Origin of the sequence: Bradyrhizobium sp. DN3, assembly GCF_041357655.1 — a bacterium.
Classification (GTDB): domain Bacteria; phylum Pseudomonadota; class Alphaproteobacteria; order Rhizobiales; family Xanthobacteraceae; genus Bradyrhizobium.
Map to the genome: position 1 here is coordinate 76,490 of NZ_JAULLN010000002.1, position 20,524 is coordinate 97,013.

At 64.8% G+C, this 20,524-nt stretch carries 19 protein-coding genes; 10 read left to right on the top strand and 9 right to left on the bottom strand.

The window, feature by feature from the left end; translation table 11 throughout:
- Positions 1–169 precede the first annotated feature (169 nt).
- From AAE027_RS03630 to AAE027_RS03645, 4 genes are all read left to right on the top strand, one after another.
- Positions 170–1,321 (top strand): zinc-binding dehydrogenase, encoded by a 1,152-nt coding sequence (locus tag AAE027_RS03630; RefSeq protein WP_370985539.1) that lies wholly within the window; start codon positions 170–172, stop codon positions 1,319–1,321.
- Positions 1,322–1,324: 3 nt separating this feature from the next.
- Entirely contained in the window at positions 1,325–1,807 is a 483-nt protein-coding gene (locus tag AAE027_RS03635; protein ID WP_370985540.1) for a DUF5680 domain-containing protein, read from the top strand.
- A gap of 122 nt (positions 1,808–1,929) precedes the next feature.
- Complete coding sequence (locus AAE027_RS03640; protein WP_370985542.1) at positions 1,930–2,358, top strand: VOC family protein; 429 nt, start codon at positions 1,930–1,932, stop codon at positions 2,356–2,358.
- Positions 2,359–2,456: 98 nt separating this feature from the next.
- Positions 2,457–2,957, top strand: coding sequence for a hypothetical protein (locus tag AAE027_RS03645; RefSeq protein ID WP_370985543.1), 501 nt, complete (start codon positions 2,457–2,459; stop codon positions 2,955–2,957).
- Positions 2,958–3,018: 61 nt separating this feature from the next.
- Here AAE027_RS03645 and AAE027_RS03650 read toward each other — a convergent pair whose 3' ends face one another.
- Positions 3,019–3,531: a hypothetical protein gene (locus tag AAE027_RS03650; protein ID WP_370985544.1), complete on the bottom strand. Its 513-nt coding sequence runs from the start codon at positions 3,529–3,531 to the stop codon at positions 3,019–3,021.
- A 245-nt stretch (positions 3,532–3,776) separates the two neighbouring features.
- Between AAE027_RS03650 and AAE027_RS03655 the strand changes: the two genes are divergently transcribed.
- Positions 3,777–5,726, top strand: coding sequence for a DEAD/DEAH box helicase (locus tag AAE027_RS03655; RefSeq protein WP_370985545.1), 1,950 nt, complete (start codon positions 3,777–3,779; stop codon positions 5,724–5,726).
- Between the two features lie 77 nt (positions 5,727–5,803).
- Here AAE027_RS03655 and AAE027_RS03660 read toward each other — a convergent pair whose 3' ends face one another.
- From AAE027_RS03660 to AAE027_RS03675, 4 genes are all read right to left on the bottom strand, one after another.
- Positions 5,804–6,094 carry a hypothetical protein gene (locus tag AAE027_RS03660; RefSeq protein ID WP_370985546.1) on the bottom strand — a complete coding sequence of 97 codons (291 nt, stop codon included), beginning with the start codon at positions 6,092–6,094 and terminating at the stop codon, positions 5,804–5,806.
- Positions 6,095–6,218: 124 nt separating this feature from the next.
- The gene (locus AAE027_RS03665) at positions 6,219–6,725 is read right to left on the bottom strand and encodes a GNAT family N-acetyltransferase (protein WP_370985547.1); all 507 of its coding nucleotides are present in this window, start codon (positions 6,723–6,725) and stop codon (positions 6,219–6,221) included.
- 56 nt (positions 6,726–6,781) lie between these two features.
- Positions 6,782–7,921 carry a DJ-1/PfpI family protein gene (locus AAE027_RS03670; protein ID WP_370985549.1) on the bottom strand — a complete coding sequence of 380 codons (1,140 nt, stop codon included), beginning with the start codon at positions 7,919–7,921 and terminating at the stop codon, positions 6,782–6,784.
- A gap of 130 nt (positions 7,922–8,051) precedes the next feature.
- Positions 8,052–8,606 (bottom strand): PAS domain-containing protein, encoded by a 555-nt coding sequence (locus AAE027_RS03675; protein ID WP_370985550.1) that lies wholly within the window; start codon positions 8,604–8,606, stop codon positions 8,052–8,054.
- Positions 8,607–9,061: 455 nt separating this feature from the next.
- Here AAE027_RS03675 and AAE027_RS03680 point away from each other — a divergent pair, with 455 nt between their 5' ends.
- Complete coding sequence (locus AAE027_RS03680) at positions 9,062–9,877, top strand: rhomboid family intramembrane serine protease (protein WP_128933021.1); 816 nt, start codon at positions 9,062–9,064, stop codon at positions 9,875–9,877.
- 178 nt (positions 9,878–10,055) lie between these two features.
- A complete protein-coding gene (locus AAE027_RS03685; RefSeq protein ID WP_128933022.1) occupies positions 10,056–10,484 on the top strand; it encodes a CBS domain-containing protein in 429 nt (142 codons plus the stop codon).
- 7 nt (positions 10,485–10,491) lie between these two features.
- Here the strand turns inward: AAE027_RS03685 and AAE027_RS03690 are convergent, their stop codons facing one another.
- Complete coding sequence (locus AAE027_RS03690) at positions 10,492–11,544, bottom strand: patatin-like phospholipase family protein (protein ID WP_370985551.1); 1,053 nt, start codon at positions 11,542–11,544, stop codon at positions 10,492–10,494.
- A 240-nt stretch (positions 11,545–11,784) separates the two neighbouring features.
- Between AAE027_RS03690 and AAE027_RS03695 the strand changes: the two genes are divergently transcribed.
- The 3 genes from AAE027_RS03695 to AAE027_RS03705 all read left to right on the top strand — a co-directional run bounded on the left by AAE027_RS03695 (position 11,785) and on the right by AAE027_RS03705 (position 16,496).
- Positions 11,785–12,873, top strand: coding sequence for a hypothetical protein (locus AAE027_RS03695; RefSeq protein ID WP_370985552.1), 1,089 nt, complete (start codon positions 11,785–11,787; stop codon positions 12,871–12,873).
- A gap of 345 nt (positions 12,874–13,218) precedes the next feature.
- Entirely contained in the window at positions 13,219–13,413 is a 195-nt protein-coding gene (locus AAE027_RS03700) for a hypothetical protein (RefSeq protein ID WP_130221158.1), read from the top strand.
- A 620-nt stretch (positions 13,414–14,033) separates the two neighbouring features.
- Entirely contained in the window at positions 14,034–16,496 is a 2,463-nt protein-coding gene (locus tag AAE027_RS03705; protein WP_370985553.1) for a putative bifunctional diguanylate cyclase/phosphodiesterase, read from the top strand.
- Here the strand turns inward: AAE027_RS03705 and AAE027_RS03710 are convergent.
- The 3 genes from AAE027_RS03710 to thrS all read right to left on the bottom strand — a co-directional run bounded on the left by AAE027_RS03710 (position 16,482) and on the right by thrS (position 20,513).
- Entirely contained in the window at positions 16,482–17,750 is a 1,269-nt protein-coding gene (locus AAE027_RS03710; protein ID WP_370985554.1) for a serine hydrolase domain-containing protein, read from the bottom strand. The two genes, AAE027_RS03705 and AAE027_RS03710, sit on opposite strands and share 15 nt — an antisense overlap.
- A 63-nt stretch (positions 17,751–17,813) precedes the next feature.
- Positions 17,814–18,377: a nitroreductase family protein gene (locus AAE027_RS03715; RefSeq protein WP_370985555.1), complete on the bottom strand. Its 564-nt coding sequence runs from the start codon at positions 18,375–18,377 to the stop codon at positions 17,814–17,816.
- 93 nt (positions 18,378–18,470) lie between these two features.
- On the bottom strand, positions 18,471–20,513 hold the full coding sequence (gene thrS, locus AAE027_RS03720; protein WP_128933030.1) for a threonine--tRNA ligase: 2,043 nt from the start codon (positions 20,511–20,513) through the stop codon (positions 18,471–18,473).
- Between the last annotated feature and the right edge of the window lie 11 nt (positions 20,514–20,524).

Below are 20,524 nucleotides of genomic sequence, written 5' to 3' on the forward strand. Positions count from 1 at the left end.
ATCCTTCGTAGCCCGGATGAGCGAACCGACATCCGGGACTGTTGGTCCCGCATATCGCTTCGCTCATGCGGGCTATGGGACCGCACCTTGGCAGGAGCCCACATCTCACATACGCTGATCGTCGGCCCGCACCAATCAGTCATAACAGACGGGCATCGAGGAAACAGCCATGGAATCCATCCGCGTCTGCACCCATGCAGGGCCGGGCAGCGAGCCCGTCATCCGCACCGTGCCGTGGCCGAAGGTCGGCCGTAAGGCCGCGCTGATCAAGGTCGGCGCCTGCGGGGTCTGTGGTACAGATTTGCATATTCTCAAAGGACATTGGCCGAAGCCGCTGCCCTGGCCGTTCACGCTCGGCCACGAGCTCGGCGGCATCATCGTCGAATGCGGCGACGAGTTCACTGAAGACTTCATGAGCAAGCCGCTGAAGGTCGGCTCGAAGGTGATGATCCCGCCGCTGATGCCTTGCGGACGCTGCTATTACTGCATCCACTATCCGCAGACAGCCAACAAGTGCCTGACGCCGGTCTATTACGGCCGCTATCTCGGCTTCGAGAAGGCACCTCACATGTGGGGTGGCTGGGCCGAATATGTCTATGTCGATCTCGACATGCTGCCGGGCACCAAGATCTACAAGCTGCCTGACGACATGTCGCTGCGGCTGGGCGCGCTGTCCGAGCCGCTGACCTCCTGCATCCGGGCGTTCAACCGCGCCAGCCGCGCCGGCGGTTTCAGCTGGGGCGACACGGTGGTGATCCAAGGCTCGGGTCCGATCGGCATTCTGGCGGTCGCGGTCGCGCAGGAGATGGGGGCAGGGCGGGTGATCTGCGTCGGTGCGCCGGAGGAGCCGCGGCTTCGCCTCGCGCGCGAGTTCGGCGCGGAGGCGACTGTCAACATCGAGGAGATCAAATCGCCGCAGGAGCGCATTGCCCGCGTGCGCGAGATCGTCGGCGGCTTCGGCGCCGATCTCGTGATGGATTGTTCGGGACACCCTTCGGCCGGCCCCGAAGGCATCGAGATGCTGCGCGACGGCGGCACCTATGTCGAGATGGGCCAGTTCACCGACGCTGGCTCGATCGAGACCTCCTGGCACCGCATCTGCACCAAGGACCTCAACGTGCTCGGCTCCTGGGGTTTTACCGGCAACGATCTGCCGCTCGGCGTCGACATGCTTTACCGCACGCGCGACAAGTATCCGTGGCTGAAGATGCAGACGATCTATCCGTTCACGGAAGCGGGCGTCGCGCAGGCGGTCAAGGACGCGATGGCGATGAAGACGGTGAAGTCGACCATCGTGCCGTGGCCGGAGCTGGTCGAGTAGGTCATGTCCTCCGTCCCCCACGATCTCGCCGCGATTCTGGTCGAAGCCAAGCGGCGGACCTATGCCGGGCTGGATGACGATGCGACCATCGCTGTCCCGCTGCTTGCGGGCTCCAAACAGCTCGAGCACCGCGCGCCGCCTTATGCCTATCGTGATATCTATTTCGGCATGGGGTTTTTCGTCGGGCAGGAGACCGTGTCGTGCGACGATCGCATCGTCTGGTCGATGAGCTACAGCGGCGGCGCCCGTGCGGAGATCAGAGATCGGGACACTTTCCTCGCGATCTACAAATTCCTGCGCCAGGCGCTGCTCGCCGTAAACGCGGACGAGCCCTATCGGGGACCGTGCCGGTTCGAACATGCCGGCATGGTCTACCGCAACGAGGTCGAAGGCGCACTGGATCGCTTCCACGGTGCCGAGACGATTGCGCGGGATGACGGCGCGCCGCTTTATGAGCTGCGCTATGGTGGTGGGCTGCTGAGATAAAGTCGGACGAACTTCGCAACATCTTGTAGCCCGGATGGAGCGCAGCGTAATCCGGGGCCGCCAGTCCCGCATTCCGCTTCGCTCCATGCGGGCCACGAGTCGGGGTTGGAATGAAGGACGAGATGACAAGCGATCAAACAACCGAACCAACCCCGCGCCCTCGCTCGCCCTTCAGCGCCATCCGCGCGATCGACTACACCGTCATCTTCGTGCGCGACATGGCGGCGATGCGGCGCTTCTACGAAGACGTTCTCGCCTTTCCGCTGCTGCGCGAGCTTTCGCCGAACTGGATCGAGTATGGCCTTGGCAGCAACACGCTGGCGCTGGCAAGGCCGAGCCGGACTGCGGCCGATGCGCCGACGCCGACGGGGAGCGCTTCGCTGCAACTGGCCTTCAAGGTGTCGGCAAGTGAAGTCGATGCGTGCGCCGATGAACTCGTGCGGGAGGGCGTGGCGCTGCTGTCGCCGCCGACGAACCAGGCGTTCGGTCATCGCACGCTGTTCTTCCGCGACCCCGACGGAAATCTGCTGGAGGTCTATGCGGAGATCTGAACAGCTCAAAAAGTTCCATCGGGAATCCGCGAACTCTTCACGCCGCGGTGAAACTTAGGCCCAAGTTCCGGATTTCAGTTCACGGGAGAGGTGCCGCCGTGAAGCGAATTCTGAAACCCGTCACTTACGTCCTGGCTGCCGTCTACTTCCTGGTGGATGCGGTCTTCATGGCCGTGGCGCGGCCCATCGCGCTCTGGCTTGGGCGGCACTTCCAATTCGAGCGATTGCGGGCCTGGATCAGGTCGCTGCCGCCTTATCCTTCGCTGGCCTTGTTTTCCGTGCCAGTCATCATTCTGGAGCCGATCAAGCCCCTGGCCGCCTACCTTGCCGCAACTGGCGAGGTCCTCAGCGGCGCGGCGACGTTGATCGTCGGTGAACTGCTCAAGCTCGTGTTGGTCGAGCGCCTGTTCCACCTCACGCGGGACAAGCTGATGCGGATTCCGGCATTCGCTTGGACATACGGGAAGTTCACTGAGGTGAAGGCGTGGCTGCAGGCAACCGAAGCTTGGCGCGCCATCCGCGCCTTGAGCTTTGCAGCGAGAGACACTGTTGCGAAGTTGGTCGGGAGCTTTAGCAAGCTGGCGACCTCCAGGGATTAAATCCGAGCCAGGCGCCCCTTCGAACGACAGGGAAATCGTCGGTGTCGTGCTTGTGCACGCACTAGCCGCGGCCGAGCTCGCTCTCCTTCACCACTGTCGCACCCACCACCTTCGTGCCTTCCAGCTCGCGCACGATTCGTTCGTCGGGGCCGACAATTCCAAGATCGAACTCGCGATCCGGCGTGACCAGGATCATGCGCTGGCCGATGATCACGACCACCGTCATGTCGTTGGTCTCGCCTTCGACCGCCCATGCATGGATGTCTCCGGCATAGGGCGCCTTGCGCCAGGCGTTGGGAGAGCCCGGGTCGCATCGGATTTCGACGCCGTCCTCCGACGTCGTCACGACGAGCTTCGAGCGGCTCGGCTTCCAGCACTCGTCGAGGAGATCATTGACGAGCCACAGGCAGGCGAAGTCCTCGCATTCGGTGGGCCGCGCAGCGTAGATCGCGCAGCCGCGGCCGGGCTGACAATGCGAGCACCAGGCACTGACCGGCTTGGCCAGTGCCTCGATGGCCATCACCTTGCAGCAGAGCGTGCAATCGCCGCAGCTGCGTTTGGCGGAGGACGTCACGCGGTCATTCCCTTGGGATCCGGTTGTGTTTCAGCTTAGTCGAGGTGGCCGCAAAAATCCGCTGCAACCTTCAGGCGCGGTTCTCATTGCAAAGCCATGCATCACAGGCATGGTGATTTCTGAGCGCTTGGCGTAAAGAGCGCCCAGATCAAATCCAGCGTGCGGTCGGGCCGTTTGCCGCGCATGCAGCTCAGGTCCGCCGGTCCACCGTTTGCGCGCCTGAATCAACCAAGGTTCTCCATTTCGTGTCTTTTCCGGCCCTGACCCCGCCGCTCGCCCGAGCTTTGGCCGAGCGGAACTATGATTCCCCGACTCCCGTTCAGCTCGCCGTGCTCACGGACGAAGCCTCCAGCCGCGACCTCTTGGTTTCAGCCCAGACCGGCTCCGGCAAGACCCTGGCTTATGGCCTTGCCATGGCAAAGGGCCTGCTGGGCGAGGCCGAGCGGTTCGAGCACGCCGGCGCGCCGCTCGCCCTGATCGTGGCGCCGACCCGCGAGCTCGCCTTGCAAGTTCAGCGCGAGCTGGCCTGGCTGTATGGGCATGCCGGCGGGCGTGTCGTCTCCTGTGTCGGCGGCATGGACCCGCGGCGCGAGCAGCGCGAGCTGGCGGCCGGCGCGCACATCGTCGTCGGCACGCCCGGGCGGCTCTGCGATCATTTGCGTCGCGGCCGCCTCGACATCTCCGAATTGAAGGTGGTCGTGCTCGACGAGGCCGACGAGATGCTCAATCTCGGCTTTCGCGAGGACATGGAATTCATCCTCGAGACCACGCCTGAGGCGCGCCGCACCCTGCTGTTCTCGGCGACGTTTCCGCGCGGCATCGTCGCGCTGGCCAGGCAATATCAGCGCGACGCCTTCCGGATCGAGGTTGCCGGCGACGAAGGCGGCCACGCCGATATCGAGTATCGCGCGATCCGGATCGCGTCTGCCGACGTCGAGCATGCGGTCGTCAATGTGCTGCGCTTCCACGAGGCGCCGAGCGCGCTGGTGTTTTGCAGCACGCGCGATGCCGTCAGGCATTTGCAGGCAGCGCTGCTGGAGCGCGGCTTCTCCGTGGTTGCTCTGTCGGGCGAATTGACGCAGAACGAGCGCACCATGGCGCTGCAGTCGCTCCGGGACGGACGCTCCCGCGTTTGCGTCGCGACCGACGTCGCCGCCCGCGGCATCGATTTGCCGAGCCTCGACCTCGTCATCCATGCCGATCTGCCCAATGACGCCGAGGTCATGCAGCATCGCTCCGGCCGCACCGGGCGTGCGGGACGAAAGGGCACGAGCATCCTCCTGGTGCCGCCGGCACGACGCCGGCGCGCGGAATTGCTGCTCAATCTCTCGGGCATCGAGGCGGCCTGGGGCACGGCGCCGCAGGCGGAGGACATCCGCAAGCTCGATCACGCGCGTATGAAGGACGTGCTGTTCACCGAGGAGACCACCGCCGACGATCTGGTGTTGGCGCAGGCATTGCTGGCCGAGCGCTCGCCCGAAGATATCGCCGCTGCGCTCGCGCGGCTCTATCGGGCCCGGCTGCCGTCGCCCGAGGACATCATCGATCCCGGCGAGCACAGCGGCAGGCCGCGCGACGATCGCGGTCGTGACAGGTTTGAAGGCGAAGGCGGCGGCGATCGCCCCGGCAAGCCGCGATCGAAATCCGGCAAGTCATCGTCGAAACATGGCATGGCGGAGGCCAGCGTCTGGTTCCGCGCCGCCATCGGCCGGCGCAAGAATGCGGAGGCGCGCTGGCTGCTGCCGATGATCTGCCGCCGCGGCGGCATCGACAAGCGCGACATCGGCGCCATCAAGATCATGGACACCACCACCGAGTTCGAGATTTCCGAGCGGGTCGCGGATTCCTTCGCCGCCAAGATCAAGCGCCCGGACAAGGAAGACAGCATCCGCATCGAGCCGATGGCGGACATAGTGCCGCGGCAGGCGGCTTCGGAGCAGCGGTCATATGCGCATCGCCGTGAGGCCGCTGACGATGATCACCGTGAGCGTCAGAGCGATCGCGCGCGCGAGGCAGGTGCATTCAAGCCGCGCAGCAAGTCTCACGGCGAGCGTGGCCCGAAATTCGGCGAGGCTCCTTCCTTCGGGAAGAAAAAGAAGCATAAGAACAAACAGGGCCACGCGGAGCTTTCGGTCACGCCGTGGCCGGTGAAGGGCGCGCCGGGAAAGAAGGCGAGGAAGAAACGGCGAGGTTGAGCGTCGCCGTTCAGCGCAGACGGCAATGATGCCGCCGGATTGCACCGGCGACATCATCTGAAGAGAGAGGCGTGAGTTCAGCGGCCACCGCCGCCGCCGCCACCACCACCGCCGCCACCACCGCCGGCATCACGCATCGCGGAGCTGTAGCGAGGATCGCTCTGCTTCATGTAAGTCGGCGAGGTGTCGCGATGGCTGACGACGCGTCGTCCACCCTGGTTCGGCATCTCGATCAGGCTGCCACAGCCCTCGAAGAAGGCGAACTCGCAACCGTAGGTCCGGTACTGCGCGGCGTTGGCACTGGTCGCGGTGAACGCGGTCGCCGCAACGAAGGCAATCAAAGCAACTTTCGGCAATGTGAGTCTCATGGAAATTCTCCAGTCTCGGTTCGGCGAGACCAGATCGGCCCGCACGGTTCTTCGACGGAGGCTGGCTGAAACCGGTTCGAGCGGGTGGCTTCACGCCCGCGTGAGCCGCGGCCGGGGAGGGGGCTCACGTCGCAGCGAGATCGCGCAGCATGTAGCTCGCGCCTTCACCGTAACATGCGAGCTTTGCGCGCAACTCCGCATCCGTCGTGACGGGCCGAAAGCCGAAGCGTTCCCATAGCGGCCGCGTGGCATAGACCGAGACCAGCGCGAGAGCCGCAATGCCCATTGAGTGTGCGAGTTGCTCGATCGTCGCGATATAGGCGCGCGCGACGCCACCGCGGGCGTCGGGCAGCACGGCGACGTCGTGCACGTAGAGGCAGTCCGCATCGTCGGGCAAGCTTGCGAGGAAGCCGTCGAGCGGCGGGATCTGATGCTGCTTCCAGGGATGGGCGAGCCCGTAGCCGACGATCCCATGGTCCGCCGCGAGCACACGGCAGCCATCGGGACAAAGCCGCATCTTCTCCGCGAACACATCAGGGCGCTCGGAAAGATCAGGATGGATGCGCGCCGCGATCGCGCCGATCGCAACAAGGTCGGCCGTGCGCGCGAGACGCCAATGCGGCTTGCTCATGTCGATCGATCTCATTAGTTCCAATTTATTCCGCCGCCAAGAGGCCAAGAGTGAGATCAATCCAGCTTCGGATATTCGAGCTGCATCGCCACGAAGTCGGCTGTGCGCGATCCGTAGCGCGCCTCGATCGCACGCAGCGTTTCGTCCAGCGCCTGTGCCGGCGGGGAGGTGCCGGCTCCTGGCAGCGCCTGCTGCGCCGGCCAATCGTCAGCGATCCGGTCAGGCAGGATGTCGAGGCCTCCGCGGCTCGTGCGCGCCTGCGCCGTGGCGGCGAAGGTGAGGGCGCGTGAGCGATAGGTCCGCGACCATGCATCGGCGATCAGTGCGAGCGAGACCTCGTCGACATCAGGCCTCAATGCGATTCCGAGCTGCTCGCGGTTCCAGAAGGCGAGCGTGTTCGCGATCGCCGTCAGCGCGAAGGAGCGCGTGAAGCTGAACGCGTCGCTGCGGTGGCGCGCATCCCACGCCGCAAGGCCGATGTCGCGGGCGACCGCCTCGGCCTTGGCCCGACCGGCGATGGCCTCGATCAGGGTGAGGGCCATCGGCATGGATGCGCTGATTCCGGTGGTCGTCGCGACGCCCGGGTCGACGACCAGTCTGCGGTCCGCCGTATAGCGGATCGTCGAATGCTTCTGCAGATCGCGCACGGAATACCAATGCGTCGTGGCCCGCTTGCCGTCGAGCAGCCCGGTGTTGGCAACGACCGTGGCGCCGACGCAGACGCCGATCACGATCGCGCCCTTGCCGGCCTGGCTCCTGATCCACTGCAGGGCGACTGCGTCGTCGTCGCGGCTCATCGCGGGCACGATGACGTAATCGGCGCCGTCGGGGTGCGTGGCGTCGAACTCGGCGATGGTCGCATGCGGCTGCACCCTCAGTGCGGGATAGAGCGTGACGGGTCCCGGCTGCGTCGCCAGGGTGAGGATGTCGGCGACGTCCGCCCGCGCGAGAATGCCGTAGGGCATCAGATAGTCGGTGGTCTCGCTCATGTCGTTGATGCCGACGATGGCGATCAGGGGGCGCTTTCGTTTCGGCGGTTTCAGCGCGGCCAGCGTCGCCTCGACTTCGTCTCTGGAGATCGCAGGCGCGGTTCCCGATGCCGGCGTATCCGGCAGCAGGAGCAGCCAGGTTCCGCCGATCGCCACCAGCAATGCCATGCCGCCGAGGGCGGTCCACGCCAGAATGCGCCAGCTCATGATGTCACCCGCTCGTCGTCTCACGCGGCGCGGAAGCTATCCGGTCGCAACGATTTCAGGAATGACGCAAATCCGGCAAAATCGGTCATGCCGCACGACGATCCATCGCATGATCACCGCCTGCGCAAATCTACCGCAGCCCCTCATACACCATCAGCCCGCGTGCGATCTGCAATTTGCGGATCGCGCGCGGCAGCAGTTTCTCCGGCTGATGCAAATAGCGCCAGGAGGTGAGGGTGAAGGGGCCGAGTGTGCCGCATTCGTCGTCGAACGGTGCGAGCACGCCGGTCACGCTGACAGGCGTATGCGGACGGGCATTGAAAGGGAGCAGCAGCAGCTCGAGATGCGCCTTGCTGCCGTTCTCGCGTGCGGCCGTGACGCCGGCGATCGCACCCAACGTCTCGTCGGCGACGATCGTGGTGATCTCCTCGATCTCGCCGCGGCTGGCTTGTGTGAACAGCGCCGTAAAGCTCCGGTCCTTGAGATCGCCTCCGGCGAGCGCGCAGACGCGCGTGCCGGCGACGCGGAACGGGAAGCCGAGGTGCTGCTCGCAGGAGAGCACGAAGATGTCGCCGAGCAGGTCACGGACGGCGGCCGGATCGATGTCGGCCCTATCGGGGGCCCGCGCCATGCCGCGCTTGTCGTCCCAATACGCGAAGAACTCGCGGCTCGACGGATGTTTCATGACTGAACGCTTACCCCGGGGCGCATCCTCACGGCACAAACCTGTCCCGCTTCAGTGCACCCGCGATCCCTTTCGTTGTTGTGCAGGAGGAGATCTGCAGCGTCCATGCCGCGAGGGTGTCTTAGGCCCCATCTAGGCCGCCTTTGCGTTGTTAACGTTAAATTAACTATGCGCTTTGCGCCGGCGGCCCGCCTGCTATGGTGATCGCGGTCGCAAGTCTCGCCGGTTTTCCAGGTTCTCGGCGAGGCCTGAACTTTGGGCGTCAAACAGTTTGGTCACGGGACCGCGGGGAGGGGTGGGGATACACCTTATTCCCAGGGGGTACCGGAAGTCCGACACGGACAGGCAGGGCTTTCCCAGGGCCCTGCCTTTTCCTTTTGTGCACTTGCGCAACGCCGGCAAAGGCGACTATCTCCAAGTGGATCGCTCCGATCGCGCCTGAAAGCGAAGCTGCCTTGGATTCCCCGCAAAATTCTCCGCCGCAGGATTCTCCGGATCTGCCGGCTGTCCAGGAGGCCCCGCGCGAGCCGATCCTGACGCTGCCCGTGGCGCTGACCGCCTATATCGCCCTGCTGGCGCTGATCCATCTGCGGGTGCTGCTGCCGCCGGAGATCGAGAACTGGACCATCGACGTCTTCGGCTTCATCCCGAAGCGCTACGATTCCTCGCTGCTCAATTTGCAGATCCCGGGCGGGGCGGGTGCGAAGGTCTGGACCTTCGTCACCTATTCGCTGTTGCACGCCAACCTGACTCATCTCGGCTTCAACGTGCTGTGGCTGCTGCCGTTCGGCAGCGCGCTGGCGCGGCGCTTCGGCGCCATCAGATTCTTCGTGTTCATGGCGGTGACGGCGGCGGCCGGCGCGCTCGCCCATCTCGTCACCCATGAGCATGCGGTGGCGCCGATGATCGGCGCCTCGGCCTCGGTGTCGGGGGCGATGGCGGCGGCGATCCGCTTCGCGTTCGCCCGCGGCAGCTTCCTGTCGTTCAGCCGTTCGGACGCTGATACCGCCGCAAAGGTTCCGGCGCTGCCGCTGTCGCGCGCACTGCGCGACGGACGGGTGGTCGGCTTCCTCAGTGTTTGGTTCGGCCTCAACATCATCTTCGGTGTCGGCGCGATCGGCGTCGATGCCGAAACCACGAGCGTGGCCTGGCAGGCGCATATCGGCGGCTTCTTCGCAGGGCTCCTGCTGTTCGCGCTGTTCGATCCCGTGCCGCGCGTGCGAAGCGATGCTGCGGATGCGTCATCACAGGACGTTTCAGACCGAATTTGAAGCGGCGCTTGCGGCGCGGCCCGAATTCATCCATCATTCCCGAGAAGAATGTTCCGAAAGCGAAGCAATGCTTCGCAAAGCGCACGAGCGTGAACCGGCGCTGAAACTGTTAGTTGAAGACTCGCGAACAAGTTCCGAACCGCCAAATGGCGGACGGCTCCGATTCAGGGAGGCGACAATGACGGTACGTTCCATTCTCAACACCAAGGGCCATCAGATCATGAGCGTCGAGCCCGACGTCAAGCTGTCGGCCGCGATCAAGCTGCTCGTTGAGAAGAAGATCGGTGCGGTGCTGGTGATGAACCAGAGCCGGCTCGAAGGCATCCTGTCCGAGCGCGACATCGTGCGCGTGCTCGGCGAGCGCGGCGCCGGCGTCCTGGAGGAGCCGGTCGCAGAGGTCATGACCCGCAAGGTCGTCGCCTGCAAGGAGACCGATACGGTCGCCGAGCTCATGGAGATGATGACGACAGGCAAGTTCCGCCATCTGCCCGTGATCGAGAATGGCAAGGTGGTTGGCCTGATCTCGATCGGCGACATCGTCAAGCGCCGCGTCCAGGAATACGAAGCCGAGCAGGAAGCCCTGCGCGACTACATCAAGACCGCCTGAGCGGACTTCACTCGTGTACTGTCGGCGCTGCGCCTTCAGGCGGCGGCGCCAGCACATGGATCGCTTCCTGGATCGAATCCAATGCACGCTCTGCGGCGCGCACGCCGTGCGCGATCAGATCCTCGGCGCGGTGGAAGTCGAACCAGCCGAATTGGCCGACCCGTGGCGTGATCAGCATGTCGGGCGGATCGCCGGCGAGGCGGGCGCGGGTGATGCGGTCCTGCATGATGTTGAAGGCATCCACCATCACCGAGGAGATGCCGGGGCGTCCGCCACCGCCGAAGAACTCGCGCTTCATAGTCTTCTCGGGCGAGAACAGCCGCGGGAAACGCCGTTTGGTCGTCGTCTCCTCGGCCACCGGCGCCACCGGTGTGGGCATCGCGCCGTGCGAATAGATCGTCGTGGAATGGGTGAAGATGTCGCTGGAAAGATTTGCGGCGATGACGATTTCGGCGCCGAGCGCGCGGGCGGCCGAGACCGGCACCGGATTGACCAGCGCGCCATCGACCAGCCAGCGGTCGCCGATCAGCACGGGAGAGAAGATGCCCGGCAGCGCATAGGAGGCGCGCATCGCATCGACCACACGGCCGCGCGTCAGCCAGATCTCGTGGCCGGTGCGCACCTCGGTCGCCACGCTGGCGAATTTGGCTGAGAGGTCCTCGATCAGGGTCTGGCCGACGGCTTCCTCGAGCCGGGTCGCCAGCTTCTCGCCGCCGATCAGGCCGGAGCCATTGAGGCGGATGTCGAGATAGCCGAGGATGTTGCGCATGCCTTGCAGGCTGCGCCCCCATTCTTCCAGCGTATCGAGCTGGCCGGCCGCATAGGCGCCGCCGACCACGGCGCCGATCGAGGTGCCGACCACGACGTCAGGCACGATGCCGTTGGCGAGCAGGGTCCTGATGATGCCGATATGGGCGAAGCCGCGCGCCGCGCCGCCCCCGAGGGCAAGGCCGATGACCGGCCGGCGGATGCTGCCCAAGCCAACTTTCTCGCCAACTTTCTCGCCAACTTTCTCGCCGTTTGAGCCGTTCGCGCCCCGACCCTTCAAGATGTCCAGCACTGAAAAACTCCCCTACGCCGGGGCCAGGCCCGTATCACCAGACTAGGCGTCACACTGGCGCTCCGCCAGAACCGCGGCGAAGCATGGTTTATGCCGCTTTGGGAAGCGCACAGGGCAGGAGTATGGCGATGGACGGTTGCTTCGGGACTAATCACGCAGGCGTCAACCGGGTTCCAATGACCGTAGTCGATCGGGTTCCTGAGGCTTGAATTTGCCGCGTTTTCGGTGAAAAGCAGGGGCATGACTCGCGGGGGTGACGGCATCATCGGATGGCGGCGCGGCGTTCGGCTGCTGCCGGCGCTGATCCTTGCCGCGTGCCTCGTGTCCCTCGGCCCGGTTTTCCTTGGCCAAAACGCCGCGCAGGCGCAGCTTTTCTCCGATCGGCCGCCGCCGGTGCCCCCTGCATCGGTGCCGGATCCCGGCGGCGCCATCAATCTGGCACCGCCATCCGGGCCGGGCGCCGGCCCCCTGAGCCTGCCGCCGACCCTGGCGCAGCCGGTTACGCCCAGTATGCCGCCGCCCGCGGTCACCACCGTGCCGCCGGCCGCGCCGCTCAACGCGGCGGCGCCCGGCCAGGGCGTGCTGTCGCTGACCGCGAAATACGGCAAGGATTCTCCCGCGATCACCAGCGGCCTGGTCTGGCGTGTATTCGCCGACCGTCCCGACGAGAACGGCACCTTCAAGCTGATCCGCGAGGAGCGCAACGCCACGCCCAATATCGTGCTGCCGCCGGGCACGTACGTCGTGCACGTCGCCTTCGGCCTCGTCAGTGCGGTGCGCACCGTCAGCCTGAAGGCCGAGACCGACCGCGAATCCTTCGTGTTGCCGGCCGGCGGCCTGCGCATCGAGGGCCGGGTCGGCACCAGCCGCATCCCGCAGAACCAGATCTCGTTCGCGATCTACAAGGGCAGCCAGTTCGAATCCGGCGAGCGCGCCTCCCTGGTGCCGAACGTCGCCGCCGGCGACGTCGTGCTGATACCGGAGGGCACCTACTACATCGTCTCCAACTATGGCGATGCCAATTCGGTGGTGCGCTCGGACATCCGCGTCCAGGCCGGCAAGCTCACCGACGTCACCATCACCCACCGCGCCGCCGTCATCACGCTCAAGCTCGTCAGCGACAGGGGCGGAGAGGCACTCGCCAACACCGCCTGGTCGGTGCTGACCCCAGGCGGCGACGTCATCAAGGAATCGATCGGCGCTTTCCCGCGCGTCGTGCTCTCCGAAGGAGAGTACCGCGCCATCGCCAAGAACGAGGGCAAGGTCTACGAGCGCGGCTTCAACGTCGTGAACGGCGTCGACGGCGAAGTCGAGGTCGTCGCGCGGTGATGCCTCGGCGGCGATGCCGCCGGTGGTGGTCTGGTCCGGATGCTGGGCTTCGCGCCTCTGGAGAATCCTCCGCTTCTCACATCGCGCACAAGCACACCATCTCCCGTTACCTCTGCGCTAGCGCCCAAGCGGCGTCTCAAGGTGCGAAGAAACCCTGCCATCCGCGCGTTATTCCGGAAAACCACGTGAGTTCACCACGCCGGTGGACGATGCCCGATTCCGATCATCAATTTTATTCTCTTTCCATCCCGCTGGGTTATATGTCGCATCGGTCCAGGGGAGCCGGATGCGCAGACCATCGACGGCTGCGCCAGCGGCAATGAGCAGGGGGCCCAGCCGGTCGGGATGTTCGAAGTGGTCCTAACGAGGCGCAAGCGGTTTGGCTGGCGATGGCAGGTGTGCGACCAGTCCGGCAAGATATTTGCGGACGGGTTCGAGCGCACGCGCCCGTCCGCCAAATATCACGGCGAGCGCGCGCTGTTCTTCCTGCTGTCGCAGGCCCATCTGAACGACCGCTCCGCCGCCTCGAGCGAGGATTAGCGGCGGGTGAGCCGCTTGCTCTGAATTCGTAGCGCGGATTGCGCTGCGCTCCATTCGGGCTACAAGACCTTGCGTTGCCTGACGGGCGGAGGATACGCGGGTGTGTCTGCGATGAAGATGTGCGTTAGACGAGCGACGTTGCCATCCACATATTCCGTCATTGCGAGGAGCTCGCGACAAAATTGCAAAGCAATTTTGCGTTGATGCGACGAAGCAATCCGGACTGCCTCCGCGGAAAGATTCTGGATTGCTTCGCTGCGCTCGCAATGACGACGTTGATGCAGTCGCGCACGCTACCTCCCCACGTCGTCCTGGCGAAAGCCAGGACCCATTACCCCGGTCAGCATTGTCGAAGCACGATACGGCCAAAGCGATCGCAACAATGATCTTCGGTGGTTGTGGGTCCCTGGCTTTCGCCAGGACGACACCGGGGACGGCGACGCCGTTGCCAACTCACAGCACGCTTCGAAAACACAACCGTCATAGTCTCTAACGTCGACTAACCAACACCTGACTTAAAACTGTCATAATCACCGAACGGACCCCGCGTCCGTGTGCTCTTTACACGCCGTTAAGCGCAGCTGCATTGGATGCGCCGGGATAGTGCGTTGGGGATTGCCATGAGTGCCGCGAAGAAAGTGTCGGGAAAACCGGCCGCCGAAATGTTCGATGACATCCCGGTGCTTCAACGCAAATGGCGTGCCGCGTTGAAGCCGGGCGAACGGCTGCCGCGCTATGAGGACGTGATGCTCGGCAGTCTCGGACGGCTCGCCGATCACATCGCGCTGCTCAGGGGTGACGGCGCGCTCGAACTGTCGCGCAGCGGACGTTACGTGCAGAAATGGCTCGGCGAGGAGCGCTGGGACATTGCCGTCGCAGAGCTGTCGCCCGATTGCGCCACGGCGCTGACGGAAGCGGCGGCGATCGCGCTCGCAACGGGACAGCCGCATCATGCGAGCGCGCATTGCGTGCGCGACGGCATGGTCAGGACCTACGATGTGCTGGCGCTGCCGACTGCCTCGCGCTGGGGCGCGACGCTGGTCGGCGCCTACATCAACGAGCGCGGCACGCAATACAATCTCCTGGATGCGATTTTCTCCGCGACCGACGACGCCGTGGTGTCGCTGGCGACGCTGCGCGATGCAAACGGCAAGGCGTTCGATCTCCAGATCGTGCACCACAACAAGAGCGCGGGCGCGCTGCTGAAGGCCGCGACCGGAAGCCTGCTGTGGCGGCGGGTCGGTGAGGGGAGCACGCTGCTGGCTGCACCCGAGATCATGGATTTCCTGCTCAAGGCCGTCTCGGGCGGCCGTGGCGAGCAGCTCGAAATCGAGAGCGACGGACGACACCTCCGCCTCGGCGCCACCGCCTTCGCCGACGTGGTCTCGCTGACGATCTCCGACGTCACCGCGTTGAAGCGGCGTGACGCCTCGTTCCGCCTGCTGTTCGACAACAACCCGATGCCGATGTGGGTGTTCGACGCCGAGACCAAGCAGTTCCTCAGCGTCAACGACGCCGCGGTCCAGCATTACGGTTACAGCCGCGCCACCTTCCTGCGCATGAAGCTCCACGAGATCTGGCCCGAGGACGAGTGGGAGAGCCACGCCGAGGCGCTCGAACGCGTTGGCGATGCCTATCATTCCTCGCGCAATTGGCGGCACTTACGCGCTGACGGCAGCGAGATCGAGGTGCTCACCTTCGGCCGCCGCGTCGCCTTCGATGATCGCGATGGCTATCTGGTCGCGGTGGTCGACATCACCGAGCGGCGCAAGGCCGAGGCGCGGATCGCCCACATGGCCCATCATGACGGGCTCACCGACCTGCCGAACCGCGAATATTTCCAGCAGCGGCTGAAGCAGGCGCTCGACCAGGCCGGAGGAAAGCGGGTCGGCGTGCTCTACATCGATCTCGACCTGTTCAAGAACATCAATGATTCCTTCGGGCATCCATCGGGTGACCGCCTGCTCAAGCAAGTCGCCGAACGTCTGACCACCGCGGTCCGCGGTGCCAATCTCGCGGCCCGGCTCGGTGGCGACGAGTTCGCCGTCATCCTGGCGGCCGACGTCTCGCCGAACGAGGCCAGCGCCTGCGCGACCTTGCTGATCGACATGCTGAAGGCGCCCTATGAGATCGACGGCCAGGAGATGGTGATCGGCGCCAGCATCGGCATCGCGCTGTCACCAGGTGATGGCACCACGTCCGAGGAGTTGATGCGCAACGCCGACATGGCGCTGTACCGGGCCAAGTCCGACGGCGGCGGCGTGCATCATTTCTTCGAGCGCGAGATGGACCTCCAGGCGCAGAAGCGCCGCGACATGGAGCTCGATCTGCGCCGCGCCTTTGCCAATGGCGAGTTCGAGCTGCACTACCAGCCGCTGGTGTCGATCGCCTCCGACCGCATCTCCGGCTTCGAATCGCTCTTGCGCTGGCGCAACCCGGACAAGGGCATGATCTCGCCCGCCGAGTTCATCCCGGTCGCCGAGGACATCGGTCTGATCACCCAGCTCGGCGAATGGGTGCTGCGCGAGGCCTGCGCCGAAGCCGTGAAATGGCCTGTCGACATCAAGGTCGCGGTCAATCTGTCGCCGGCGCAATTCCGCAGCCGCAACCTGGTTCAGGTCGTGATCTCGGCCCTGGCGCAGTCCGGCCTGTCGCCGAGGCGGCTCGAGCTCGAGATCACCGAGTCGATCTTCCTGGCGGAGACCGAATCCAATCTCGCCACGCTTCATCAGTTGCGCGAGCTCGGCGTCGGCATCTCCATGGATGATTTCGGCACCGGCTATTCCAGCCTGAGCTACTTGCGCAGCTTCCCCTTCGACAAGATCAAGATCGACCGGTCCTTCGTCAAGGATCTGGCGCAGCGGCCCGATTGCAGCGCGATCGTGCGCGCGATCTCCGGTCTCGGCCGCAGCCTCAACATCACCACCACGGCGGAAGGCGTCGAGACCGAGGATCAGCTCGACTGGCTGCGCGCCGAAGGCTGCAATGAGGTGCAGGGTTTCCTGTTCAGCGCGGCGCGGCCCGCAGCCGAGATCGGAAAGCTGCTCGCCGATTTCGGCCAGCGCGCCTCACGGGCGGCGTAGCGGAGGCGGGTAGCAATCGTAGACCAGCGCTTTAAACGCCGGCGTGATGCGGCCGCGCTCGCTCTGAGTCTGTTGCATCATGAGGTAGACCATGTTGAGCTTGGGATCGACGCCGAAATAGGTGCCGCTGCCGCTGTCCCATTTCAACTCGCCGATCGAACCAGGCGGCGGCGGTTTCGCGTTGCCGGGATCGGTGCGCACCGCAAGTCCGTAGCCATAGCCAAAACCGTCGCCGGGGAAATAGAAATAGTCGCGTCCGACGCCGGATCCGGGTCCGATGTGATCGGTGGTCATGGCCTTGAACGCAGCAGGGCTCAGATAACGCTTGCCCTCGAACTCGCCGCCATTGAGCAACATCTGCGCGAAGCGCTGATAGTCGGTGATGGTCGAGAGCAGCCCGCCGCCGCCCGACTGCCATTCGGGATGGTCGAGGCGCTCGCGCTCGGCGGCGAGCAGGATGAAATCGTTCGGCAGCGGCCGCGCCATCCGCGCCAGCTCGTCCTCCGTCGCCAGCGCGAATTTGGTGCTGCTCATGCCGAGCGGATCCAAGATGCGTGCTTTCAGGAATTGGTACAGCGTCTGGCCCGAGATGATCTCGATGACGCTGCCGAGCACGTCGGTGGAATGACCGTAGCGCCACAACGTTCCCGGCTGCCGCGCCAGCGGCAGCTTCGCGATGCGGTCGGCGAATTCCCTGTTGTTGAATTGACCCTCGAAGATATTGGCCGCCTTGTAGGCCTGCTCGACCCATTTGCCGCCGATGTAATCGTAGCTGATGCCCGAGGTGTGCCGCAGCAGATCCTCGATGCTGACGGGACGGACTGGAGGCACGAGATCGAGCTCCAGCTTGCCGTCCGGCTTAGTGATCTCGAGGCCTACCTTGGTGTCGGCAAAGAGCGGGACGTATTTCGATACGGGGTCAGCAAGTGCGAGCTTGCCCTCGTCGATCAGCATCATCGCGCCGAGGCACGTGATCGGCTTGGTCATCGAGTGGATGGCGAAGATCGTGTCCGGCGTCATGGCAAGGCCGGTCGTGACGTCGCGCACGCCGAACGTCTTGAGGTAGACCGGCTTGCCGTGCTGCTGGACCAGGATGACGGCGCCCGGCAGGCGGCCGCTCGTCACCTCGTTGTCGAAGAATGCCGTGATGCGGTCGAGGCCATCGGGCGTTGGAGCGGGAATGTCGGCGGAGCGGCCTCGCGCCATGGTGCTGGCCAGCAGCGTAGCCCCGACCAGAAATTCACGGCGTCTCATCCGGGCTTCCTCCCTGGGCGGGATGAAAGCCGGAAGACGCCAAAGGCGTCAACAAAACATCGCTTAAAAACGCGTCACGATTTCCGAAAGGAACGGTCGCGGACGGTCTTGGCTCGGTTTGGTCGGCGTACCGATGTGGACGAAACCGGCGAGCTTTTCGTCCGGCTTGAGGCCGAGGCCGTCAAGCACGTCGCGATCGAAGGCGAACCAGCCGGTCAGCCAGCAGGCGCCGTAGCCGAGTGCGGTTGCGGCCGTGACGATGTTCATGGCGCTGGCACCTGCCGACAATTCCTGCTCGAAGGCCGGCACCTTCGGATGCGGCCTGGTGAAGCTGACGATGCCGATCACGAGCGGCGCGTCGGTGAGGCGCTTGCGCTCGGTCTCGACGTCGGCGGCAGGCGCGCCTGGGTTCTTCCGGGCGAAGACTTTTGCGATCACCTCGCCGGCGCGCTGGCGGGCATCACCCTCGAAAATGATGAAGCGCCAGGGCGTCAGCTTGCCATGGTCGGGCACGCGCGCGCCGATGGTGAGGATGGTCTCGAGCTCGGCTGCGGAGGGGCCGGGCCCGGTCATCTCGCGCGGCTTGACCGAGCGGCGGGTCTTCAGGAGTTCGATGGCATCTCGCACTGCGATATCCTCTTCAACTGGTCGGCGGACGTACAGACCCGAGATAGGCATGTACGCCCGCAACCGGAAGCGAATTTAGATCGATTTCAGGGATCAGACGGCGCCACGCGCCCGCTGGACGTCCGGCGGGGTCGCCTCGTCGAGGAGGGCGGCGATCGCCTCCTGCGTCGTCATCACCTTCTGGCCGTCGCTGCCGAGCCGGCGGACCGAGACCGAATGCGTCTCGGCTTCCTTCTTGCCGACCACGAGCAGCGCCGGGATCTTGGCCAGCGAGTGCTCGCGGACCTTGTAGTTGATCTTTTCGTTCCGCAGGTCGATTTCGACCCGAAGGCCCGCGCGCCGCGCCTGCTCGACGACCTGCTTGGCATATTCGTCGGCCTCCGAGGTGATGGTGGTGACCACGACCTGCACCGGCGAGAGCCAGAGCGGGAAGCTGCCGGCATAGTGCTCGATCAGGATGCCGATATAGCGCTCCATCGAGCCACAGATCGCGCGGTGCACCATCACCGGCGGTTTCTTGCCGCCGTCATGGTCGATGTAGAACGCGCCGAAACGCTCCGGCAGGTTGAAGTCGACCTGCGTGGTGCCGCACTGCCAGTCGCGGCCGATGGCGTCGCGCAGCACATATTCGAACTTCGGGCCGTAGAAGGCGCCTTCGCCTGGATTGATCTCGGTCTTGATGTGATTGTTCTGCGACTGGATCTCGCGCAGCACGGTCGCCATCACCCGCTCGGCGTGGTCCCACATCGCATCCGTGCCGACGCGTTTCTCCGGCCGGGTCGAGAGCTTCACGGTGAGATCGCCGGTGAAGCCGAAGTCGGCGTAAGTCGACAGGATCAGGTCGTTGATCTTCAGGCATTCCTCGGCGAGCTGGTCCTCGGTGCAGAAGATGTGCGCGTCGTCCTGAGTGAAGCCGCGCACGCGCATCAGCCCGTGCATGGCACCGGAGGGCTCATAGCGATGCACCACGCCGAACTCGGCGAGGCGCAACGGCAGGTCGCGGTAGCTCTTCAGGCCGTGCTTGAAGATCTGCACGTGACCGGGGCAATTCATGGGCTTGAGCGCAAACCAGCGCTTGTCCTCGGCCTCGTCGCCGGCCGACTGCGCCGCGAACATGTTCTCGCGATACCAGCCCCAATGGCCCGAAGTCTCCCACAGCACCTTGTCGAGGATCTGCGGCGCGTTGACCTCGCTGTAGTCGCCGGTCAGGCGTCGCCGCATATAGGCGATCAGCTGCTGGAAGATGGTCCAGCCCTTCGGGTGCCAGAACACGACGCCCGGACCTTCCTCCTGGAAATGGAAGAGGTCGAGCTCGCGTCCGAGCTTGCGGTGGTCGCGCTTCTCGGCTTCCTCGATCTGCTTGAGGTAGGCGTCGAGGTCCTCCTGCTTGGCGAAGGCGGTGCCGTAGATGCGGGTCAGCATCGGGTTGTTGCTGTCGCCGCGCCAATAGGCGCCGGCCACCTTCATCAGCTTGAAGGCATTGCCGACCTTGCCGGTCGAGGTCATGTGCGGGCCGCGGCAGAGATCGAACCAGTCGCCCTGGTAGTAGATCTTGATCGGCTCGTTGCCGGGAATGGCGTCGACCAACTCGACCTTGAAGGCTTCGCCCTTGTCGCGGAACACCTGTTTGGTCTTCTCGCGATCCCAAACCTCTTTGGTGAAAGGTTTGTCGCGCGCGATGATCTCGCGCATCTTTTTCTCGATCGCGGCAAAATCTTCCGGGGTGAACGGCTCGTTGCGGAAGAAGTCGTAGTAGAAGCCGTTCTCGATCACCGGGCCGATGGTGACCTGGGTGCCCGGCCACAGCGATTGCACGGCTTCGGCCAGCACGTGCGCGCAGTCGTGGCGGATCAGCTCGAGCGCGCGGGGATCCTCGCGGTTGACGAGCTCGATCTTCGCGTCGGCCTCGATCGGGTCATTGAGATCGGCGAGCGCGCCGTCGAGCGCCATCGCGACCGTGCGTTTGGCGAGCGACGGCGAGATGCCCTTGGCGATATCGAGGCCGGTGATGCCCTTGTCGAACTGGCGCTGGGCGCCGTCTGGGAAGGTGAGGGTGACCTTGGGGGCGGGAGACACGGGCTTCAGATTGGAGAGGCTGTACTGGAATCCGGACTCGGATTTTGGCTGGTCGGTCATGCTTTTCTCCT

What these genes read in the sequence shown, in the direction of transcription:
- AAE027_RS03630 (WP_370985539.1), top strand. Translation starts at nt 170, where the DNA reads ATGGAATCCATCCGCGTCTGCACCCATGCAGGGCCGGGCAGCGAGCCC.
- AAE027_RS03635 (WP_370985540.1), top strand. Translation starts at nt 1,325, where the DNA reads ATGTCCTCCGTCCCCCACGATCTCGCCGCGATTCTGGTCGAAGCCAAG.
- AAE027_RS03640 (WP_370985542.1), top strand. Translation starts at nt 1,930, where the DNA reads ATGACAAGCGATCAAACAACCGAACCAACCCCGCGCCCTCGCTCGCCC.
- AAE027_RS03660 (WP_370985546.1), bottom strand. Translation starts at nt 6,094, where the DNA reads ATGAGACTCACATTGCCGAAAGTTGCTTTGATTGCCTTCGTTGCGGCG.
- AAE027_RS03665 (WP_370985547.1), bottom strand. Translation starts at nt 6,725, where the DNA reads ATGAGCAAGCCGCATTGGCGTCTCGCGCGCACGGCCGACCTTGTTGCG.
- AAE027_RS03670 (WP_370985549.1), bottom strand. Translation starts at nt 7,921, where the DNA reads ATGAGCTGGCGCATTCTGGCGTGGACCGCCCTCGGCGGCATGGCATTG.
- AAE027_RS03675 (WP_370985550.1), bottom strand. Translation starts at nt 8,606, where the DNA reads ATGAAACATCCGTCGAGCCGCGAGTTCTTCGCGTATTGGGACGACAAG.
- AAE027_RS03685 (WP_128933022.1), top strand. Translation starts at nt 10,056, where the DNA reads ATGACGGTACGTTCCATTCTCAACACCAAGGGCCATCAGATCATGAGC.
- AAE027_RS03695 (WP_370985552.1), top strand. Translation starts at nt 11,785, where the DNA reads ATGACTCGCGGGGGTGACGGCATCATCGGATGGCGGCGCGGCGTTCGG.
- AAE027_RS03700 (WP_130221158.1), top strand. Translation starts at nt 13,219, where the DNA reads ATGTTCGAAGTGGTCCTAACGAGGCGCAAGCGGTTTGGCTGGCGATGG.
- AAE027_RS03705 (WP_370985553.1), top strand. Translation starts at nt 14,034, where the DNA reads ATGAGTGCCGCGAAGAAAGTGTCGGGAAAACCGGCCGCCGAAATGTTC.
- AAE027_RS03710 (WP_370985554.1), bottom strand. Translation starts at nt 17,750, where the DNA reads ATGAGACGCCGTGAATTTCTGGTCGGGGCTACGCTGCTGGCCAGCACC.
- thrS (WP_128933030.1), bottom strand. Translation starts at nt 20,513, where the DNA reads ATGACCGACCAGCCAAAATCCGAGTCCGGATTCCAGTACAGCCTCTCC.